Source organism: Paenibacillus oralis (assembly GCF_003863965.1).
Lineage (GTDB): Bacteria > Bacillota > Bacilli > Paenibacillales > Paenibacillaceae > Fontibacillus > Fontibacillus oralis.
Genome location: NZ_RRCN01000001.1, coordinates 227,722 through 245,964, shown reverse-complemented (window position 1 = coordinate 245,964; position 18,243 = coordinate 227,722). Strand labels below are relative to the sequence as shown.

At 50.8% G+C, this 18,243-nt stretch carries 13 protein-coding genes and 1 pseudogene; 13 read left to right on the top strand and 1 reads right to left on the bottom strand.

Going from position 1 to position 18,243, the window contains the following annotated elements; genetic code table 11:
- Window positions 1-253 precede the first annotated feature (253 nt).
- The 4 genes from EHV15_RS01130 (at window position 254) to EHV15_RS01110 (ending at window position 2,547) form a co-directional block, all read left to right on the top strand.
- The gene (locus EHV15_RS01130; RefSeq protein ID WP_128629660.1) at window positions 254-688 is read left to right on the top strand and encodes a GNAT family N-acetyltransferase; all 435 of its coding nucleotides are present in this window, start codon (window positions 254-256) and stop codon (window positions 686-688) included.
- Between the two features lie 43 nt (window positions 689-731).
- On the top strand, window positions 732-1,070 hold the full coding sequence (locus EHV15_RS01125) for a DUF3024 domain-containing protein (RefSeq protein WP_128629659.1): 339 nt from the start codon (window positions 732-734) through the stop codon (window positions 1,068-1,070).
- A 501-nt stretch (window positions 1,071-1,571) separates the two neighbouring features.
- Window positions 1,572-2,015 carry a DinB family protein gene (locus EHV15_RS01115; protein ID WP_128629658.1) on the top strand — a complete coding sequence of 148 codons (444 nt, stop codon included), beginning with the start codon at window positions 1,572-1,574 and terminating at the stop codon, window positions 2,013-2,015.
- Between the two features lie 64 nt (window positions 2,016-2,079).
- A complete protein-coding gene (locus tag EHV15_RS01110; RefSeq protein ID WP_128629657.1) occupies window positions 2,080-2,547 on the top strand; it encodes a hypothetical protein in 468 nt (155 codons plus the stop codon).
- A gap of 634 nt (window positions 2,548-3,181) precedes the next feature.
- Here EHV15_RS01110 and EHV15_RS01105 read toward each other — a convergent pair.
- On the bottom strand, window positions 3,182-4,084 hold the full coding sequence (locus EHV15_RS01105; protein WP_128629656.1) for a transposase: 903 nt from the start codon (window positions 4,082-4,084) through the stop codon (window positions 3,182-3,184).
- 785 nt (window positions 4,085-4,869) lie between these two features.
- On the opposite strand from EHV15_RS01105, the gene EHV15_RS01095 reads away from it, so the two are divergent.
- The 9 genes and pseudogenes from EHV15_RS01095 to EHV15_RS01055 all read left to right on the top strand — a co-directional run bounded on the left by EHV15_RS01095 (window position 4,870) and on the right by EHV15_RS01055 (window position 18,232).
- Complete coding sequence (locus EHV15_RS01095; RefSeq protein WP_128629655.1) at window positions 4,870-6,669, top strand: cache domain-containing sensor histidine kinase; 1,800 nt, start codon at window positions 4,870-4,872, stop codon at window positions 6,667-6,669.
- Complete coding sequence (locus tag EHV15_RS01090) at window positions 6,662-7,417, top strand: response regulator transcription factor (protein ID WP_128629654.1); 756 nt, start codon at window positions 6,662-6,664, stop codon at window positions 7,415-7,417. The genes EHV15_RS01095 and EHV15_RS01090 overlap by 8 nt, the downstream gene beginning before the upstream one ends.
- A 19-nt stretch (window positions 7,418-7,436) precedes the next feature.
- A complete protein-coding gene (locus tag EHV15_RS01085) occupies window positions 7,437-8,390 on the top strand; it encodes an ABC transporter permease (protein ID WP_128629653.1) in 954 nt (317 codons plus the stop codon).
- An 18-nt stretch (window positions 8,391-8,408) separates the two neighbouring features.
- On the top strand, window positions 8,409-9,263 hold the full coding sequence (locus EHV15_RS01080; protein ID WP_128629652.1) for a carbohydrate ABC transporter permease: 855 nt from the start codon (window positions 8,409-8,411) through the stop codon (window positions 9,261-9,263).
- 34 nt (window positions 9,264-9,297) lie between these two features.
- Window positions 9,298-10,836 carry an extracellular solute-binding protein gene (locus EHV15_RS01075; RefSeq protein WP_128629651.1) on the top strand — a complete coding sequence of 513 codons (1,539 nt, stop codon included), beginning with the start codon at window positions 9,298-9,300 and terminating at the stop codon, window positions 10,834-10,836.
- A gap of 20 nt (window positions 10,837-10,856) precedes the next feature.
- The gene (locus EHV15_RS01070) at window positions 10,857-12,929 is read left to right on the top strand and encodes an alpha-glucuronidase family glycosyl hydrolase (protein WP_128629650.1); all 2,073 of its coding nucleotides are present in this window, start codon (window positions 10,857-10,859) and stop codon (window positions 12,927-12,929) included.
- A 42-nt stretch (window positions 12,930-12,971) separates the two neighbouring features.
- Window positions 12,972-16,421 (top strand): glycoside hydrolase family 2 TIM barrel-domain containing protein, encoded by a 3,450-nt coding sequence (locus EHV15_RS01065; RefSeq protein ID WP_128629649.1) that lies wholly within the window; start codon window positions 12,972-12,974, stop codon window positions 16,419-16,421.
- 24 nt (window positions 16,422-16,445) lie between these two features.
- Window positions 16,446-16,967, top strand: a pseudogene (locus tag EHV15_RS01060) (family 43 glycosylhydrolase); the annotation flags it as partial.
- A gap of 209 nt (window positions 16,968-17,176) precedes the next feature.
- A complete protein-coding gene (locus EHV15_RS01055) occupies window positions 17,177-18,232 on the top strand; it encodes an NAD(P)-dependent alcohol dehydrogenase (protein ID WP_128629648.1) in 1,056 nt (351 codons plus the stop codon).
- The last annotated feature ends 11 nt before the right edge of the window (window positions 18,233-18,243 follow it).

Genomic DNA, 18,243 nt, shown 5'->3' with positions numbered 1-18,243 from the left:
AATGGTCGGGCTACGGGAAGATAAAAGATCGATTCATGATTTTATTGCGAGGACGGAAGTAGTTTATAATAAATAATTTTTCCCGTTGAGCTACGGTGGATGGGACATCCGGATAAAATAACATCGTGTCCACGCCTCGCAGCCATTCGGCTGCCCGTCCGCCGTAGTATTCTTAGGGAGTATAATCAGGAGGGACAAGCTCTGGCGAACCTAACCGTATCGCAATAAAAAAATATTGAAAGAAGTTGTTTTAATGAATATACGACACTACTCGTTTGAGGATTTTCAAGGCTGCGTTGAATTATTTATACATGTATTCAACCAAGAGCCATGGAAAGATAATTGGACGCAAGAGAAAGCTCGGCAATATTTGCAAGACTATATAGACACCCCAGGGTTTAAGGGGGTTGTAGCAGATGACATAAACATAAAAGGATTCATCATGGGAATTAGAAAGAGATGGTGGAGCGGTGATGAGTTTTTCATTAATGAAATGTGCGTAGACACAGCCAACCAAAGAAGTGGAGTAGGAACAAGGTTGCTGGATCATCTTGATAACGCATTAAAGAGTGAAGGAATTGAGCGAATAACATTATTGACAAGCAAGGGAGTACCGGCAGAGCAATTCTATAGGAAAAACGGATTAAGTACAATTGATGATTTGATCTTTATGTATAAAAAGATCTAAGTGATACAATTTAAAACTGAAGATATAACCTGGAGGGATCGATATGGCTGGATTTGATGCTTTTACAAAGAAGAGGCTGGAAAAAATTCTCGACCGTTATATTGAAGGGAAAATTCCCAAGCACCTTAGGGATGAATTTAAAATCCTTTATAAATTTAGAGGAAACACAGTCACTCTTTCACAAGATAGACCCTCGTATAGGCCCGGACAACGCGTTGAATTGCCGATTGCTCAATTTAGATTTGAAGAAAACAAGTGGAAGATCTATTGGAAGGACAGTAAAGATAAGTGGCATTTCGTGGAGGATATAAAACCGATAGAAGACTTTGAAAAGCAATTAAGGATGCTTGATCGAAATGAATATGGGTATTTTTGGATGTAATCAAAGAAGGCATAGACCTCAGATAACACTGCCTTCTTACAGCCAAAAAATGAAAGGAATCACCTAATAAAGGAATATATTGAATTTTCCTTTTATTTACCACCATCTAGAAATTATAACATTGTTCAAGAAGGCTCACACAACAAAACGACCCAGCTTAAGATAGGAGCTACCTAAGGCTGGGTCGTTTTGTAAATGTTTAGGAGGCTATATATGAAAAAATTGCTGACCATTCAATTAGAAAGACTAATACTACGACCTTTCAGTTTAGATGATGCAACGGTAGTTCATTCGCCCATTTGAGAGGAATAGAGGGAATTTATGTCGCTATTTTCTCGAATCACAAGGAAATGACCGCGTTCTGAACCATTCCTAGGTAAATAAGAACCAAAATGTCGCTAATGAGGATGAACAGGCCTGACTCCGGATAATGAGTACATAAAATGCCACTATTTTGAAAGCGGATTGAAGGCTGATGGTTCGAAGAAAGGGTGATAACCAATGAGTTCAATTAAAAAATTCGAAAAACTTCTTGAGGATCTTCCAAAGATCATAAATAACATGGAAGAGAATGAGTTTCGTAAAAAGGTTTCTATAAATAAGTGGTCAAAACAAGAAATCCTTGGGCATTTATGCGATTCAGCGGCTAATAACCATTCCCGATTTGTCAGGATCATATTGAGTGACGAACTCGTTCGTATTGATGGATACAAGCAGGATGAATGGGTTGAAATCCATGATTATCAAAATAACTATAACAAATCAGATTTGCTTGCATTATGGGTTCAACTTAACAAACACATTTTAAACGTTATAAAAAAAGCTGAACCATCGGATTTCAACAAACATTGTGTCTTAAGCGATAAAAGCAGAGTAACTCTTGGTTGGTTATTTGATGATTATGTGAATCATCTGGAGCATCATATCAGACAAATTCTAAGTTAGGTTTCGATAATCCGAAGTAATCCAATACAGTATTTTCAGGTATATATAGGGGAAGGGTGTCGGCATGGACAAAAATGCGGTTTATAAAACAAACAGCTTCTATTGGGATACAAATGGAAACGACTTTTTAGGAGCAATCGTGCTTCCTTTTTATGGATCATTTGTCTCAGAAGAAAAATGCCAACTTTTTGGTGATGTCTCAGGAAAAAAGGGCGTATTTATTTTCAGTTGGTCTCATCCTATACACAAATGTGTTGTTGCGGAAAATAATATGCTTGCTTTTAACAAGTGTTATTTCGATGAATCTTGGTATTCGTTATCTCCTGATTTGGCCGGAGAAGGTGTGCTAACATTATCGGACCGCAAACTATCAACCTATGTGAATGCGCTCTCCAAAGCGGGATTTGTCATTGAGCAAATGATTGAGCAATCGGATGATGAAATTATGCAATCGAGGGACGATAACAGCGATTTTGCAAAAAAAGCAAAGATGCTCCCTTTAACTTTTGTTATCAAGGCGAGAAAACTATAAGAGGGAGACCGGCGGGCGATGCTGTCTCTCGGTTTCGGAAAGCATTAATGTAAAGACGGCCGCTCCGGCCAAAAGAGCGAGCGAAATATAGAAGGATAGACTGTAATTTCCCGATTTGCTGTAAAACAATCCGGGCCAATAGCCTTCTTTCTCTTGGGGACGGTTCCGCAAGAACAGACCTACCGTGGGGAAGACTACAATGACTAAAATCAGACAAAAGAGGTGTCTTTCATTATTATCGATCATCAGCCCGACCTAAATCAACTGCCAAGAGCATTGAAAGCTTGAGGATAGGGAAGTGGGGTGGGCGGCAGATCAACACTCGCTGTCCGGACGCTTTGCACGATTATCCCGTTTGATCAGGTAGCAGAGAAACCGACAAGCTCGGGAGAAGAAAATATTTGGTGGAGAAGCAGATCGGTTCGAGATAATTTAGACGGGCTTAGGAGAAGGAATCAGGTTTAGGGGAGGTGAAACAGGCCGGACAAGAGATCAAGGACAAACCGCGAGGGAAACGAAAAGACGTGATTTTGCTGTAGCCTGAACCTTTCCATTTGCAGCAACGCCCGGACTGTTATGTTAACCCCTACCCATTAAGTTGATCTGCGTCAAACCCGCCGTTCCAGCGCCACGATCAGGCCGCAGCCGCAAGGGGCTGGTTCGGTTGGCGTGCGATCAGCCGGCGGTAAGGGATAGCCGGAATCGCCACACACATGCGCAGTAACTCCTGCCGCATCGTTTCTTCCGCTCCGGGCCGGCGTAGCGAGCGGCGTACGGTGTATTCGTTTAGGTACGCCTGAAGATGCTTCAGTCCCAAGGCTACATACGTACTCTTCAGCGATTCCCACGCCTCTCTCACCACTTTCCGCAAGGGCGCATACAGCCGAAAGGCTAGAGGAAACGACTCTACCGCCGATGTACGGACATCCACATGCTCGTTGAGGAACGCGGCGAGTTCGAGACGGTTTGCCCTTTGTCCGTCTCCTCTCTTATGCGGCACCAGGCGGATTTTGACCTGCTCCGGCTCGCCCGACTCCGTGACCGTGCATCCCGCTACGACCGCCGAGGCATACGGATTCGAAACCTGAAACCGGGACGGATTACACCCATACAGATCGCTGTTCACCTTCACGTCTCCGCAGAGCAGCTCCCGGGCATCGAACTCTAGGGCGGCATGGCGTATTTTGTGCAGCAGCAACCAGGCGGTTTTGTAGGTGACCCGGATCACCTTGCTCAGCCGCATCGCCGAGATGCCGCCCTCAAGCAAGAACAACTCCAGCGCCTTGAACCACTTGAGCAGGGGCAGATGCGTTCCTTCAAAAATCGTGCCGACCAAAGCCGATGTTTGATGCTTGCACCTTCCGCACTCGAACAAGGGGATATGCCTAGAGGTCAGACGACTGCACCGGGTGTGAGCGCAGCGCGGGCAGACGAAGCCGTTCTGCCACTTCATCGCGATCACCGCCTCCATGCAGGCCTGCTCGCTGTTATAACGGCTGCTGAATGATTGAAGTTCCGTTCCCGCATTGCCCTCCATGTTCACTCGCCCCCGAATCAAGAATTTACGAACGCACGTTCCATTTATTTCATTATACCAAACATATGTTCCCTGATCAAGCCGAAAATCTCACCTGAACCGCCTCATTTTTCACCATCTCTTTTTCTTCTCTCTTTTGGAACCCTCACTCTAGCCCCCACCCCCTACTTCCTTAACGAAAGGGATAATCGTGCAAAGGCTGCAGGCAGGGACACAAAGACACCGAGACACCAAGACGCCAAGACGCCAAGACGCCAAGACACGAACACTTTAGACAGCCCCCTCACCTGGTGTCGATTTGAGCCACTGCTCGAAACGGCTACAGTGCAAAAGGTAGATGTGCTGACCTCGGCGGATCGTGACGCCCTTTTCATCGTTGACGCTTCCATGCTTCCATGTTTGAACGGAATCGCAGCAAAGCGGTCGAGTTGCTTGCCCGATTTAGAGATCATGCCACCGGCACGTTTTACAAGGGAACTCCTATGCTCACGATGGGCTGGTGTACCCGCCACATTGGATGCTCTCTCGCACCAACGGATATCAAGCCATACAGAAAAAACAACTAAAAAATACATCGGCAGAACACTATGCGTATTTGCAAGGGAAGGGGACCGCCTCCTTAAAAATGAGGAGTCAAACATTATAAATCATAAGTATCGAATTCGAGAGGGCACTCCTATAATTAAATTAAGCTTTTGAAAGCGAATACAAAACGCCGATGGCCTCCAAAACAACGTGCTATAATAAATAGCTAAAAACCATTTTGAAGCCTGAAGGTGTGAGCTATGAATATTTTGCAAGCGATTGCAACGCGTCTTCGAAGTCTGCGTCTTGTTCACAAACTGTTTATCGGATATATCCTGCTCATCTGCATTCCTTTTGCCGTGTTTGGATTCGTCTTCTATCGACAAATGTACATGAACCAGCTGGATCACTTTAAAAGCGGCAAAACGCAAATGATGGAGCAGGCTTACCGGAATCTGGAGGTGGATCTTACCAAAATTGAAGCGATGTACCCGCTGTTTCAAAACAACACCAGTCTCATTGACTATTTGGGAGGCTTCAGCGCCGAGGATTGGGATCAAGCCTACATTTATAAAAAAGAAATCGGCCCTACTTTTTCATTTGCTTATATATCCAATCAGCTAGTCGATAAGATTACGATGTATAAAGCCGATTCAAAAGTGCCCATCCTGTCTCCCGAAGTGGAGGATATCGCTAGATTTACGGCTCAGCAGCACGCAGAAGCGGAAGCCGTCGAGCAGTTGCCTCCGAACAGGGGACTGTGGGTGTACGAAGCATCCAGTGACCGCGATCGGCTGCCGTCCATTCGATACTTGCACAAAATGTATAACACCAGCTACACGCGCACCATCGGCTTGCTGCAGTTGACCTTGAACGATGGACTGATCAAGCAGTTTTTCAATACGCAGCAAAGCAAGGACGAGGTATGGCGGATAGTCGCGGACGCAAGCGGCCGCGTGCTGTACGAGGACCCTGCTCTGGAGCTTGATGAACAGGCCCAAAGCGAACTTCTGTCCCGGGTTCCCAAGGCCGGCATGGCCAGCTTTTACACCAAGGACCGTCATTATTTGATCGGCGCGGCTCGAATCGAACGCTTTAACCTTACGCTGGTGGAGGTTTACAAAACGCGGGATGCACTGAATATCGGAAAAGAAGCCGGGTTAGCCGTAGGTCTCGGCCTGCTGCTGCTCACGCTGCTGTCCGTCATGTACTTCACGATCGCCTCGTCGATCACGCTAAGGATTGTGCGTTTTTCCCGCCATATGAGAAGGGTCGATGATCCGAAAAATGCCATTTACCCGGCCGACGAAGGCGGCGCCGATGAAATTGGTTACCTGATTTCGGCATATAACTCGATGATCAGCCGGGTTGACGAATTGAAGCAGGTGGTTACGCAAACGGAGCTGCTGAAGAAGGAAGCCGAGATCAAAATGCTGCAAGCGCAAATCAATCCGCATTTCCTGTACAACACGCTGGAAACGATGTGTATGCTGGCGGCCATGAACGACGACAACGAAGTCGCCGACATCGGCTTGAAGCTGGGGAAGCTGCTTAGGTACAGCTTGTCCAAAACCAAAGATGAAAGCACGCTGGGCGAAGAACTCGAAAATGTCAGGCATTATCTCGATATCCACCGGGTCCGGATGGGCGATAAATTGATCACCGATTTTGTCATCCATGAGGAGGCGCTGCCGCTTCCTTGTCCAAGGTTTATTCTTCAGCCCCTTGTGGAAAACAGCATCCTTCACGGATTCAAGAATGTTCGCGGGCCGGCGGAATTGCGGCTGGAGTTGTTGGCCGAGGAATCGGGGGTTCTGCTGCGGATATCCGACAGCGGGTCCGGCATTCCGGCTGAGCGGCTGACCATGATCCGCGAGGTGCTCGAAGGGCGGCTGCCCTTGGCGGAAATCTCATCCTCCGGGGGCATTGGGCTGCACAATGTGAATGAACGGCTTAAAGCTTTTTTTGGCAGCGAGGCAACATTGGATGTCCAAAGCACCGAAGGACAGGGAACCACGATAACGTCTTATCTGGCCAAAGGAGGGCGGCGCCATGCTTAAGCTTATGATCGTTGACGACGAAGCCATCATTGTCAAAGGATTGCAGCATGTTATCCGCAGAATGAAGACGCCGTTTACGGATATTGTCGGGATCAGCGACAGTGTGGAGGCGCTGCGCATGGCCGCGGAGTTCAAGCCGGATCTTTTGATTACGGATATCCAAATGCCGGAACTGAGCGGACTGGACTTAATTCAATCGGTTTCGGAAAAGAAAGCCGCTTCCAAATTTATTATTTTGACCGGTTACGAAACATTTGATTATGCGAGGAAGGCGATACGTCTTCAGGTCGCGGATTATTTGCTCAAGCCGGTGGATCCCCAGGAGTTATCCGGCCTGCTGAACCGGTTGTCGATGGAGATTGTAGAGGAGCGAAGCCGGCTGCAAGCAGCAACGGATACGGAAGAGCCCCCTGAGGATCAAGACAGCAATCATAACATTCGTAGATTCAAAGATTTTATTCACGGCAACTATATGAGGGACATCTCGCTGGAAGACGTGGCCGACTATTTGAACCTTCATCCCAGCTATGTGTGCAGTCTGCTGAAGCGGGAGACCCATCAGACCTTTGTGCAATATTTGCGCGGATTTCGGATCGACAAAGGCAAAAAGCTCTTGCGCGAGCTGCCGAATCTTCCGCTGGAGCAAGTCGCGAAGGCCATTGGCTTTAGAAGCCAGGCGCATTTCTACAAAGTATTTAAACAAGAAAGCGGGGTTACCCCCGGAGACTACCGGAATATGAGAGATTAAACCGTAAGGGGTGTGGTTTGTGAACATAGCTAAAATCGAGGCGAGGGCAGCGAAGCCAAAGCTGGGAATACGTCCCCGCTTCGGTGTCGTCTGGAAATACCGCTGGCTGTATGCTTTTATGATTCCAGGCATCCTCTATTTTATTATTTTTAAGTATGTTCCGCTTTGGGGCCTGATTATGGCCTTCAAAAATTATCAGCCTTATGCGGGGCTTATGGGAAGCGAGTGGGTGGGATTCGCCCATTTCCAGCATTTCTTCGGTATGGACGAATTCTGGCAGCTGTTCCGGAATACGCTCCTGCTGGGGTTATACAACACGGTTATCTATTTCCCGATCACAATTGTGCTCGCGCTGCTCTTGAACGAAATAAGAAAAGAGGCCTTCAAAAGAGTCGTGCAAACGCTCGTTTATGTGCCGCATTTTCTATCATGGGTCGTGATCGCCGGGATCTCCTATGTGCTGCTGTCCACTGAAAACGGTATCATTAATAGCGGGATTACGGCTCTGAGCGGTCAGACGGTTGAATTTCTGACCAGCACCGCATGGTTTCGTCCGCTCATTATCCTCCAGCTCATCTGGAAGGATGCCGGATGGGGAACGATTATTTTTCTGGCGGCGCTCGCGGGAGTGAACACGCAGCTGTATGAAGCGGCCAGAATGGACGGCGCCAGCAGGTTCAGGCTGCTGTGGCATATTACGCTTCCGTCCATCCGCAGCGTGATTGTGGTGCTGTTTATCCTCCGGATGGGTACCTTCCTGGATCTTGGCTTTGAACAGATATTCCTGATGCTGAACGCGATCAACCGCGAGGTCGGCGAGGTGTTTGATACGTATGTGTACCGGGTAGGGCTGCTGCAGGGACAATTCAGCTACAGCACTGCCGTGGGCTTGTTCAAATCCGTGATCGGTTTTATTTTGGTCATTCTCGCGAATAAAATCGCCAAAATGTTTGGCGAAGAAGGAATCTATTAGAGAGAGGAGGGATAGCCCATGCATACGCATCCTACCCTATTAAGCCGGCTGTTTGACGCCTTCAACTATCTGTTGCTGAGCCTTGTGGGGTTGGCCATGTTTTTACCGTTTGTTTATGTGGTGATCACTTCATTTTCGAATCAGAACACCGTGTGGCCCACGGAATTTTCCTTGGAACCTTACCGGTATATTTTCTCCACCCACACTTTCATGCAGAGCATAGGGGTCTCAGTATACATTACGCTGGCGGGTACGTTCCTCAGTTTGCTGACGACCGCGCTGATGGCGTATTCGCTGTCCTACAAGGTTCTGCCCGGGCGGAGCGGCATTCTGCTGATGGTCCTGTTCACGATGGTGTTCCAGGGAGGTATGATTCCTACGTATTTCGTCGTCAAAAACCTGCACATGCTGGATACGACCTGGTCCCTGATTATTCCGGGGATGATCAGCGCGTTCTATTTGATCGTGATGCGCGATTTCTTCTCCAGCGTGCCGCCCGAACTGCTCGAATCCGCAAAAATCGACGGCGCCCATGAACTGACGGTATTGCTCCGGATCGTGTTTCCGCTGTCGCTTCCGGCTTTGGCCGCGTTTGGATTATTTTATGCGGTAGGTATCTGGAACCAGTATTTCAATGCGATTCTGTATATCAATAAACCGGATTTATGGCCGGTCCAGGTGATCCTCAGACAGATCGTGATCCTGGCTTCCGCCGGACTCGGTTCGGGAGACGGGGGAGAGAGCGTGGCCTACTATGGGCAAGGGGTCAAAATGGCCGTGATCGTCGTTTCGACGCTGCCGATTATGATCGTCTATCCGTTTCTGCAAAAGCATTTCGCCAAAGGGGCTCTGATGGGCTCCGTGAAGGGTTGATGAGATTATTTTATTCAAAAGGGAGGCAATAGGTATGAAACGTAGAAATAGGTTATGGAAAAAATCAGGAGCCGCAGCGCTCATTTTGGCTCTAGCCGGCTCGCTGCTGGCAGGGTGCGGCTCCGACGAGGCAAACAAGGCAGGCTCCGGCGCGGACTCCGGTTCCGGATCGGCTGATCAGCCGCTCAAAATCAAGATGACCCTGAACTTTGACGGGAAAGAAGTTCCGCAAAAAGATAACGAAATCGAGCAGGCGATGGAGAAATACACAAACACCGAACTTGATCTTACCCACATTTCCAGCAACGATTTCTGCACCAAGCTGCCGGTCATGATCGCCTCCGGTGAGCTGCCGCAGGTACTGGCGAGCTGTGGCGCGCCCAACCAGTCCTATTTGATCACGGCCGCCAAAAACGGCGCCTTCTGGGATATTACGGATCTGATTAAAGATTATAAAAATCTGGCCTCCATGCCTCAGCTCGTCTACGACAACGTATCCATCGAAGGTAGGGTTTACGGGATTCCGCGGTTCCGTCCCGTCTCCCGGTATACTTCGGTTTACCGTCAGGACTGGCTTGATCATCTCGGCATGCAGCCGCCCAAAACGCTTGATGATTTATATCAAATGTTAAAAGCGTTTACAGAGCAGGACCCCGACAAAAACGGTAAAAACGATACCGTTGGGGTTACGATCATGATCAGCAACAACAATATCTCCTTTGACCTTAGCTCTGCTTTCGGCGCCCCCAACAATTGGAGCGAGACGGACGGGAAATTCGTAAAAGCGGAAGAGACGCCGGAATACCTGGAATATCTCAAATTTATGAAAAAGCTCTACGATGAAGGGCTGATGAACAAAGATTTTGCCTCGATCGATGTCGGACAAAACGAAGGCAATCTGGAGAACGGCAAAGCCGGCGTGATCAACGCCACGACCAACAATGTGCTCGGCTTTCAAACCCGTGTTGAGAAAGTGAACCCCGCGGCGAAGCTGGATTTTGTCAGCGCGCTGAAAGGGCCGCAAGGGCAAAGGGTGTCCGCGGACCGCGGCTCCAACGGCATTCTCATGTTTCCGAAATCAAGCGTGAAGAGCGAAGAAGAGCTGAAGCAACTGCTGACGTTCTTTGACAAGCTGGCGGATAAGGAAATGGCGGATCTGCTGGAGTGGGGGATTGAAGGCAAGCATTACGAAATCAAAGACGGGAAGGCGGCTCGCCTCAACCAGGAGCTTTACGATAATGAGGTTTCCTTCCCCTACAACAAACCTCTTGTTACGGTGCCTTTAACTTCGATCAAAACGCCGGGCGACCTTGATCCGATCTCCGAGAAAGTGGTTCAGGTGGAGAAGGAAAATGAGCAATTTGCCATCAAGGACCCTACGATGAGCCTTGTCTCCGATACTTGGGCGGAACGCGGCGCGGAACTGACGCAAATCCTGATTGACGCCAAAGTGAAATTCATCATGGGCAAGCTGGATGAGAACGGCTGGAAACAACAGCTGGAGAAATTTAAGCAAGCGGGCGGCGACAAGGTGGCCGAAGAGTATGCCGCCGCATTGGCCAAATCGAAATAGCAAAAAGCGGAGGTATTTCCATGCAACGGCTAAGCAATCACGATAAGGTTTACAAATGCTGGCTGCGGTACGCGGCGGTCACTGATCCGGAAAAACTTCAGGATTACCGGAAATGGTGCGGGGAGCTTGTCTCCCCGGCAGCCGCCGGCGTCGTACTTGAATCGGCAGTAGAGGAGCTTCAACAAGGTATTCTTTCGATGATCGGTATGGGGCCGCAAAATAGCCAATCCCCTTCCGCATCCCATTATATTTTGCTGGGGACCCGCGGACAGTCGAAAGCAATCGACGAAGCTTTATCCTCGTTATCTGCTTCATCCGCGGATAGTTACATACTCAAAACTTTGCCTCTGGACGGGCGGAAGTGCCTGCTCGCCGCCGGGCGATCGGACCGCGGAACTTTGTACGCGGCTTTTCATCTGCTTAGGCTCATGCAGATGGGTAGCACGCTGGAGGACCTGGATATCCAGGAGTCCCCCTTGAACGGGCTAAGAATGATCAACCAGTGGGATAACATGGACGGAAGCATTGAACGCGGGTACGCGGGGCAATCGATTTTTTACGAAAATAACCGCATCATTAGCGATCTTTCCCGGATCAAGGATTATGCCCGGCTTTTGTCCTCTACGGGAATCAACGGGATATCCATCAACAACGTCAATGTCCATCATCACGAGACTCTGCTCATTACGCAGCCGCAGTTGTCCGAAGTGGCCCGGGTTGCCGAGGTACTGCGCAAGTATGGCATCGTGACGTTTCTAAGCGTCAATTTCGCAAGCCCGATGCAGGTTGGAGGTTTGCTCACAGCCGATCCTCTGGATGAAGAGGTCAGAACGTGGTGGAAGAATGCGGTGAAGGAAATTTACCGGGTTATTCCCGATTTCGGCGGTTTTTTGGTCAAGGCGGATTCCGAATCCCGTCCCGGGCCGTTTACGTATGGCCGCAACCATGTCGACGGGGCGAACATGCTGGCGGAAGCGCTGCAGCCTTACGGCGGCACCGTGATATGGCGCTGTTTCGTTTACAACTGTCAGCAGGACTGGCGCGACCGCAGCACGGACCGGGCCAGAGCCGCCTACGATCATTTCACACCGCTCGACGGTGGGTTCCACGACAATGTGATTTTGCAGATCAAAAATGGGCCGATGGATTTTCAGGTCCGTGAGCCGGTATCGCCATTGTTCGGGGCGTTGCCCTCGACAAACCAGGTGCTGGAGCTGCAAATCGCCCAGGAGTATACGGGTCAAGCAAGGCATGTCTGTTATCTGGTGCCGCAATGGAAAGAAGTGCTTGAGTTTGACACGTTTGCGCGCGGCGAAGGCTCCGACGTGGCCAAGGTGGTATCCGGCTCGTTGTTTGGCGGCAAGTTAGGCGGGATCGCGGCCGTATCCAATATCGGGAACGATGCGAACTGGACGGGACATGTTTTGGCCCAGGCGAATTTATACGGATTTGGCCGCTTGAGCTGGAACCCGCAGCTGACCTCGGAACAGATTGCCAGAGAGTGGATTTATTTAACGTTTGGCACCGAACCGAAGCTGGTGGAGGTCATTCTGAATATTCTTTTGAACTCTTGGCAGACCTACGAAAATTACACCGCCCCGCTTGGCGTTGGCTGGATGGTGAACCCGGATCATCATTACGGGCCGAACGTGGACGGCTACGAATATTCCAGGTGGGGGACCTATCATTTTGCCGACAGGGACGGCATCGGCGTGGACCGGACGGTGAAATCGGGAACCGGGTACACCGCCCAATATCCTAAACCGCATGCGGACCGTTATGAATCGCCGGATACCTGCCCGGACGAATTGCTGCTGTTCTTCCATCATGTTCCGTATACCCATAAGCTGCGTTCCGGCAAAACGGTCATTCAGCACATTTACGACACGCATTTTGCCGGTGCGGAGCAGGCGGCGAGCTTTTTGGAATCGTGGCTGACCCTGGAAGGAAGCATGGACGCCCAGCAGTTTGAGAATGTGCGTGGCCGTCTTCAGGAACAAGCGCAGCACGCTTTGGAGTGGCGGGACCAAATCAATACGTATTTTTTCCGTAAATCCGGTATTGCCGATGAACACGGGCGTACGATCTATTAGAGGTTGCACTATTATTAGGAACGGGAATGAGGTCGAAACGCGATGAATATGAAGATACGGTTTAATGATGGTTGGGAATTTGCCAAAAGCGGCCTGGAAGTTGTGAGCCCTGCCGATCTGAGCTTTGAACCGGTTGATATTCCCCATGACTGGCTGATCTACAATACGCTGGATCTGTACGAAAAGAGCATCGGCTGGTATAGGAAAACGTTCACTTACACAGGCAGCGATGAGGAGGTTTTGTTGGCTTTCGACGGGGTTTATATGGACTCTACTTTGTATGTGAACGGGCAGCAGATAGGAGAGTGGAAATACGGGTATTCCTCCTTCGAGCATGAAATCACGGAGGCGCTGGTGGCCGGGAACAACGAAATTTTGCTCAAGGTCGTGTTTCAAAGTCCCAACAGCAGGTGGTACTCCGGTGCGGGGATTTACCGCAATATATGGCTGAAAACACGGGGCCGCAGCCATATCGTCACGGATGGCATCTATGTTTCGACCGCGCGGGACGGAGACGAATGGCAGGTGGATATCGAAACCGAATTAAAACTTGATCGGGATGCGGTGCTTTCTCATACTCTTTTGTACAAAGGGGAGATCATTCAGTCCGGTTCGCAGCAGGTCGCCGCAGGCAGCAACGATTCCGCCGTAATTCTGAACCTGCAAAAGCTGACGGTCCCTCATCCGTATCTTTGGAGCACGGAGGAGCCGCATTTGTATAAGCTCGTGACTGAGCTGCGGCATATTGTGGCGGAAGCGGGCGGCTCCGTTAGCGCTCCGGTCATTGAAACCGTTACCCAATCCGTCGGATTCCGGGAGATCCGCCTTGATCCCAACGCAGGTTTCTTATTGAACGGGAAATCTATGAAGTTAAACGGCGTCTGCGAACACCATGATCTTGGCGCTTTGGGAGCGGCTTTCAACAAGGAAGCCTTGCGGCGGAGATTGCGGATTTTGCGGGAGATGGGCGTGAATGCCATCCGGACGGCCCACAATATGCCGGCGCCCGAGCTGATGGATTTGGCGGATGAGATGGGTTTTCTGATCGTGTCCGAAGCTTTTGACATGTGGGAAAGACCGAAAACGACTTACGATTACGCGCGCTTTTTCAAAGATTGGGCCGCTGTGGATGTGAAGAGCTGGGTCAAACGGGACCGCAACCACCCCAGCCTGTTGATGTGGAGCATCGGGAATGAAATCTATGATACCCATGCCGATGAAAGAGGGCAGGAAATTACCAGGCTGCTGATGGAGGAAGTGCGTAAATACGATCCGAGACAAAACGCCCGAATTACGATCGGCTCCAATTACATGCCTTGGGAAAATGCGCAGAAATGCGCGGATATCGTCAAGGTCGCAGGCTACAATTATGCGGAAAAATACTACCGCCAGCATCATGCCGAGCATCCGGACTGGATCATCTACGGCAGTGAAACGGCTTCGGTCGTGCAGAGCCGGGGCGTGTACCATTTCCCGTTTGAGCAATCGATATTGGCTGATGACGATGAACAGTGCTCGGCGCTCGGGAACAGCTCCACCAGTTGGGGGGCGAAATCGGCGGAGGCTTGTATTTTGGCGGAAAGGGATGCTCCGTTCTCCCTGGGGCAGTTCATTTGGACCGGGTTTGACTACATCGGGGAACCGACCCCTTACCATACGAAAAACGCTTATTTCGGACAGATTGATACGGCGACGTTCCCCAAAGACTCGTATTACATCTATCAGGCGGAATGGACGGATTACAGAGACCGGCCTATGGTGCATCTTTTTCCGTATTGGGATTTCAATCCCGGGCAAATGATCGATATCCGCGTCTGCTCGAACGCCCCCCGAGTGGAGCTGATCTGTAACGACGTTACCGTCGGAAGTCATGAGATCGATCACCGGAATGGGCAAGAGCTGGCCGGATGGTGGAAGCTCCCTTATCAGGCAGGGGAAATCAAAGCCATCGCATATGACGAGAACGGCCGGGTGATTGCCACCGATGTCCGCACCTCCTTCAAAGACGCGAGACAGATCAAACTGACGCCTGATAAGGAATCTCTGATCGCAAACGGAACGGATCTCATTTTCGTGGAAATTACGATGGAGGATGAGGACGGCCGGGTTGTGGAGAACGCGAATAACCGGGTTTTCGTTGAAGTTACGGGGGCGGGACGGCTGGTGGGGCTTGATAATGGAGACAGCACGGATTACGATCCGTACAAAGGCTTAAGCCGGAGATTGTTCAGCGGAAAATTGATGGCGATCGTTGCGGCCGGCGCTGAGCCGGGCACGATCCGGATGAAGGTGAGTGCAATCGGCATGGGCAGCCGGACGCTGGAATTTGCCGCCCTGCCTTGTCCGGCAGAAGAGCTGCAGGGAATTTCAGCGCATATGAGCAATCGGGAGCTGCCTTGCGTTATGGGCCGATTGGACGAAATTCCGCTGCGCAAAATCGAATTGCTCAGCCGCTCGGGTCAGCATTTGGACGAAACGAAACCTGTGGTTGAGGTAGAAGCGAGACTGTATCCCCACAACACTTCCTATAAGGAAGTGGAATGGAGCGTGGTTAATGACGCCGGCATTCCTTCCAATCTGGCGCAGATTGAAGGCGATGGTCACACCGCACGAATCACGGCTTTAGGGGATGGCGCATTTCGCGTTCGGTGTACCGGCAAAAACGGCAGCGACAAAATCAAGCTGATCTCCGAACTGGAATTTGCGGTTACCGGACTTGGCATGGCGGGCAAAGATCCTTACGGCTTTATCTCTGCCGGGCTGTACGATTACAGCAGAGGCGAACTCGGCAACGGGAACGATAGAGGCGTCGCCACCAGCAGGGACGGGGAAACCCGGGTCGGCTTTCGCAATCTCGATTTTGGTTCCCATGGCTCGAATGAGATTACCATCCCCATCTTTGCCTTAAGCAGCGAACCTTACCCGCTGCAAATTTGGGAAGGCATGCCGGGCGAAGCGGGCAGCGAGCTGCTGGCCGATGCCGTGTACCGGAAAGAAACGAAATGGAATGTGTACCAGGAGGAAACGTTCCACCTAAACAAGCGGCTTTGCGGCATTACTTCGATTTGTTTTGTGCTCAAGCAGAAGGTCCATATCAAAGGTTTTTATTTTACCCGTCAGAACCGGGCCTTTGCACAAAACGCCGCCGCGGATTGCGATCATATCTATGGTGATAGCTTCAAAATTGCGGACAGCCGCGTCGCAAGCATCGGGAACAATGTCTCTCTGGAAATCAAGGAGATGGACTTTACGGCGGAAGGCGCCACGAAGCTGGTCGTTTACGGACATTCGCCGATCGATAAAAATACGATTCACGTGCGGTTTTCCGGTCAGGACGGCGAGAGTCGGCAACAGCTGATCGAATTTACGCACACCGATGGTTACGAGGTGAAGGAGTTTCCTTTGAACAAGGTGACCGGCGTACAGGATGTGACGTTTATCTTTTTGCCGGGGAGTCAGTTCGATTTTGGCTGGTTCCGGTTTGAGCGGTAATTCGGAGAGGAGAGTGCTCCCAAAATGAAGACGATTGTTAATCCGGTCTTGAGCGGTTTTAATCCCGATCCTTCGATCATTCGCGTCGGTGACGACTATTATATCGCCACGTCAACGTTTGAATGGTTTCCCGGCGTTCAGCTTCATCATTCCCGCGATCTCAAGCACTGGCGTTTATTGCCGCATCCGCTGACGCGGACCAGCCAGTTGAACATGCTCGGCAATCCCAGCTCCGGCGGCGTTTGGGCCCCCTGTCTAAGCTACTGTGACGGGATTTACTATCTCGTGTATACCGATGTAAAAAGCCATATCGGACCGTTCAAGGATACGCACAATTATCTGGTGTATGCTTCCGATATTGAGGGGCCTTGGTCGGAGCCGGTCTATCTGAACAGCAGCGGCTTTGATCCGTCGTTATTCCACGATGAAAACGGGCGGAAATGGCTGCTCAACATGGTGTGGGACCATCGCAAAGGACGAAATCACTTCGGCGGGATTGTGATGCAGGAGTACGATGAGCGGCAGCGGAAGCTGGCCGGCCCGGTGCTGGATGCCGGACGCATGTCCGATGAAAACGCGGAGACGAAGCGTGATGGCGTTTTGCTGGACCAGGGCTTCACCGGGGCGTTCATCGGCGTTGTGTGCACGATTTAAGCGGGCGCAGGCTCCATGGAGATTTTGATTATTTTGCGTACCGGGAGGATGGGGAATGAGCTTGGATGTACATCACTATATTTTACAAGAGGTGAATGCGTATGACGGCAGGTAGGATGAAAGCGGCGATCATGGACGAACCGTTCTCCATCGCAGTCCAAGAGGTGGAAATCCCCGTTCCCAAGGAGAATGAGGCGCTGATCAAAGTATATTGCATCGGCATATGCGGATCGGACGTGCATTACTACGAGCATGGCAAAATCGGGCGTTACGTGGTCAGGGAGCCGATTGTGCTCGGTCATGAGCTGGCCGGCGAGGTGGTGGAGGTAGGCGCAAAGGTAACGAATGTAGCGGTGGGCGACCGGGTGGCGGTGGAGCCGGGGGTGACCTGCGGCCATTGCGACTATTGTAAAAGCGGGCGCTACAATTTGTGCCCGGATGTCGCTTTTCTGGCGACGCCTCCGGTGGATGGCGCGTGGGCGGAATACATCGTGATGCCAAGCGATTATCTGTTCAAGCTGCCGGATACGATGAGCTACGAGGAAGGCGCGTTGCTTGAGCCGCTGTCCGTCGGCTTTCACGCTTTGCTTCGCGGCCAGGCCAAGCCGTTTGACCGGCTGCTGATCACGGGCCTCGGCCCGATCGGTCTGCTTGCGGGGCAAGCGGCGAAGCTGTTCGGCGTATCCGAAATCTATGGAACGGATGTGGTGCCGCTGCGGCGGCAAATGGCCCTCGACCTGGGCTTCACGGCAGCGCTTGATCCGGCCGGCGAGGACGTCCGGGAGCGGCTTGCCGAGCTGACTGGCGGAGAGGGAATCACCCTCATCGTGGAATCGTCGGGCAATGCCAAAGCGATGGCCGATACGATCAAGCTGGTCCGGCGCGGCGGGAAAATCGTCTTCGTCGGCTTGCCCGCCGTTGACGCCGTGCCGATGGATATGGGCCAGTTGATCGACGGCGAGATTGACGCCTATGGCGTATTCCGCTATGCGAACACGTATAAGCCGGCGATTCAGGCGCTGCAGCATTCCTCCGCCAACATGGAGAAAATCATCACCCACCGCTATGCGCTCGATGACATTAAAGAAGCGGTAGAAACGGCGCGTACAGCAAAAGAGACCAGCATAAAAGTTATGATCTATCCGAATATGCCTTGAGTGACGTATAA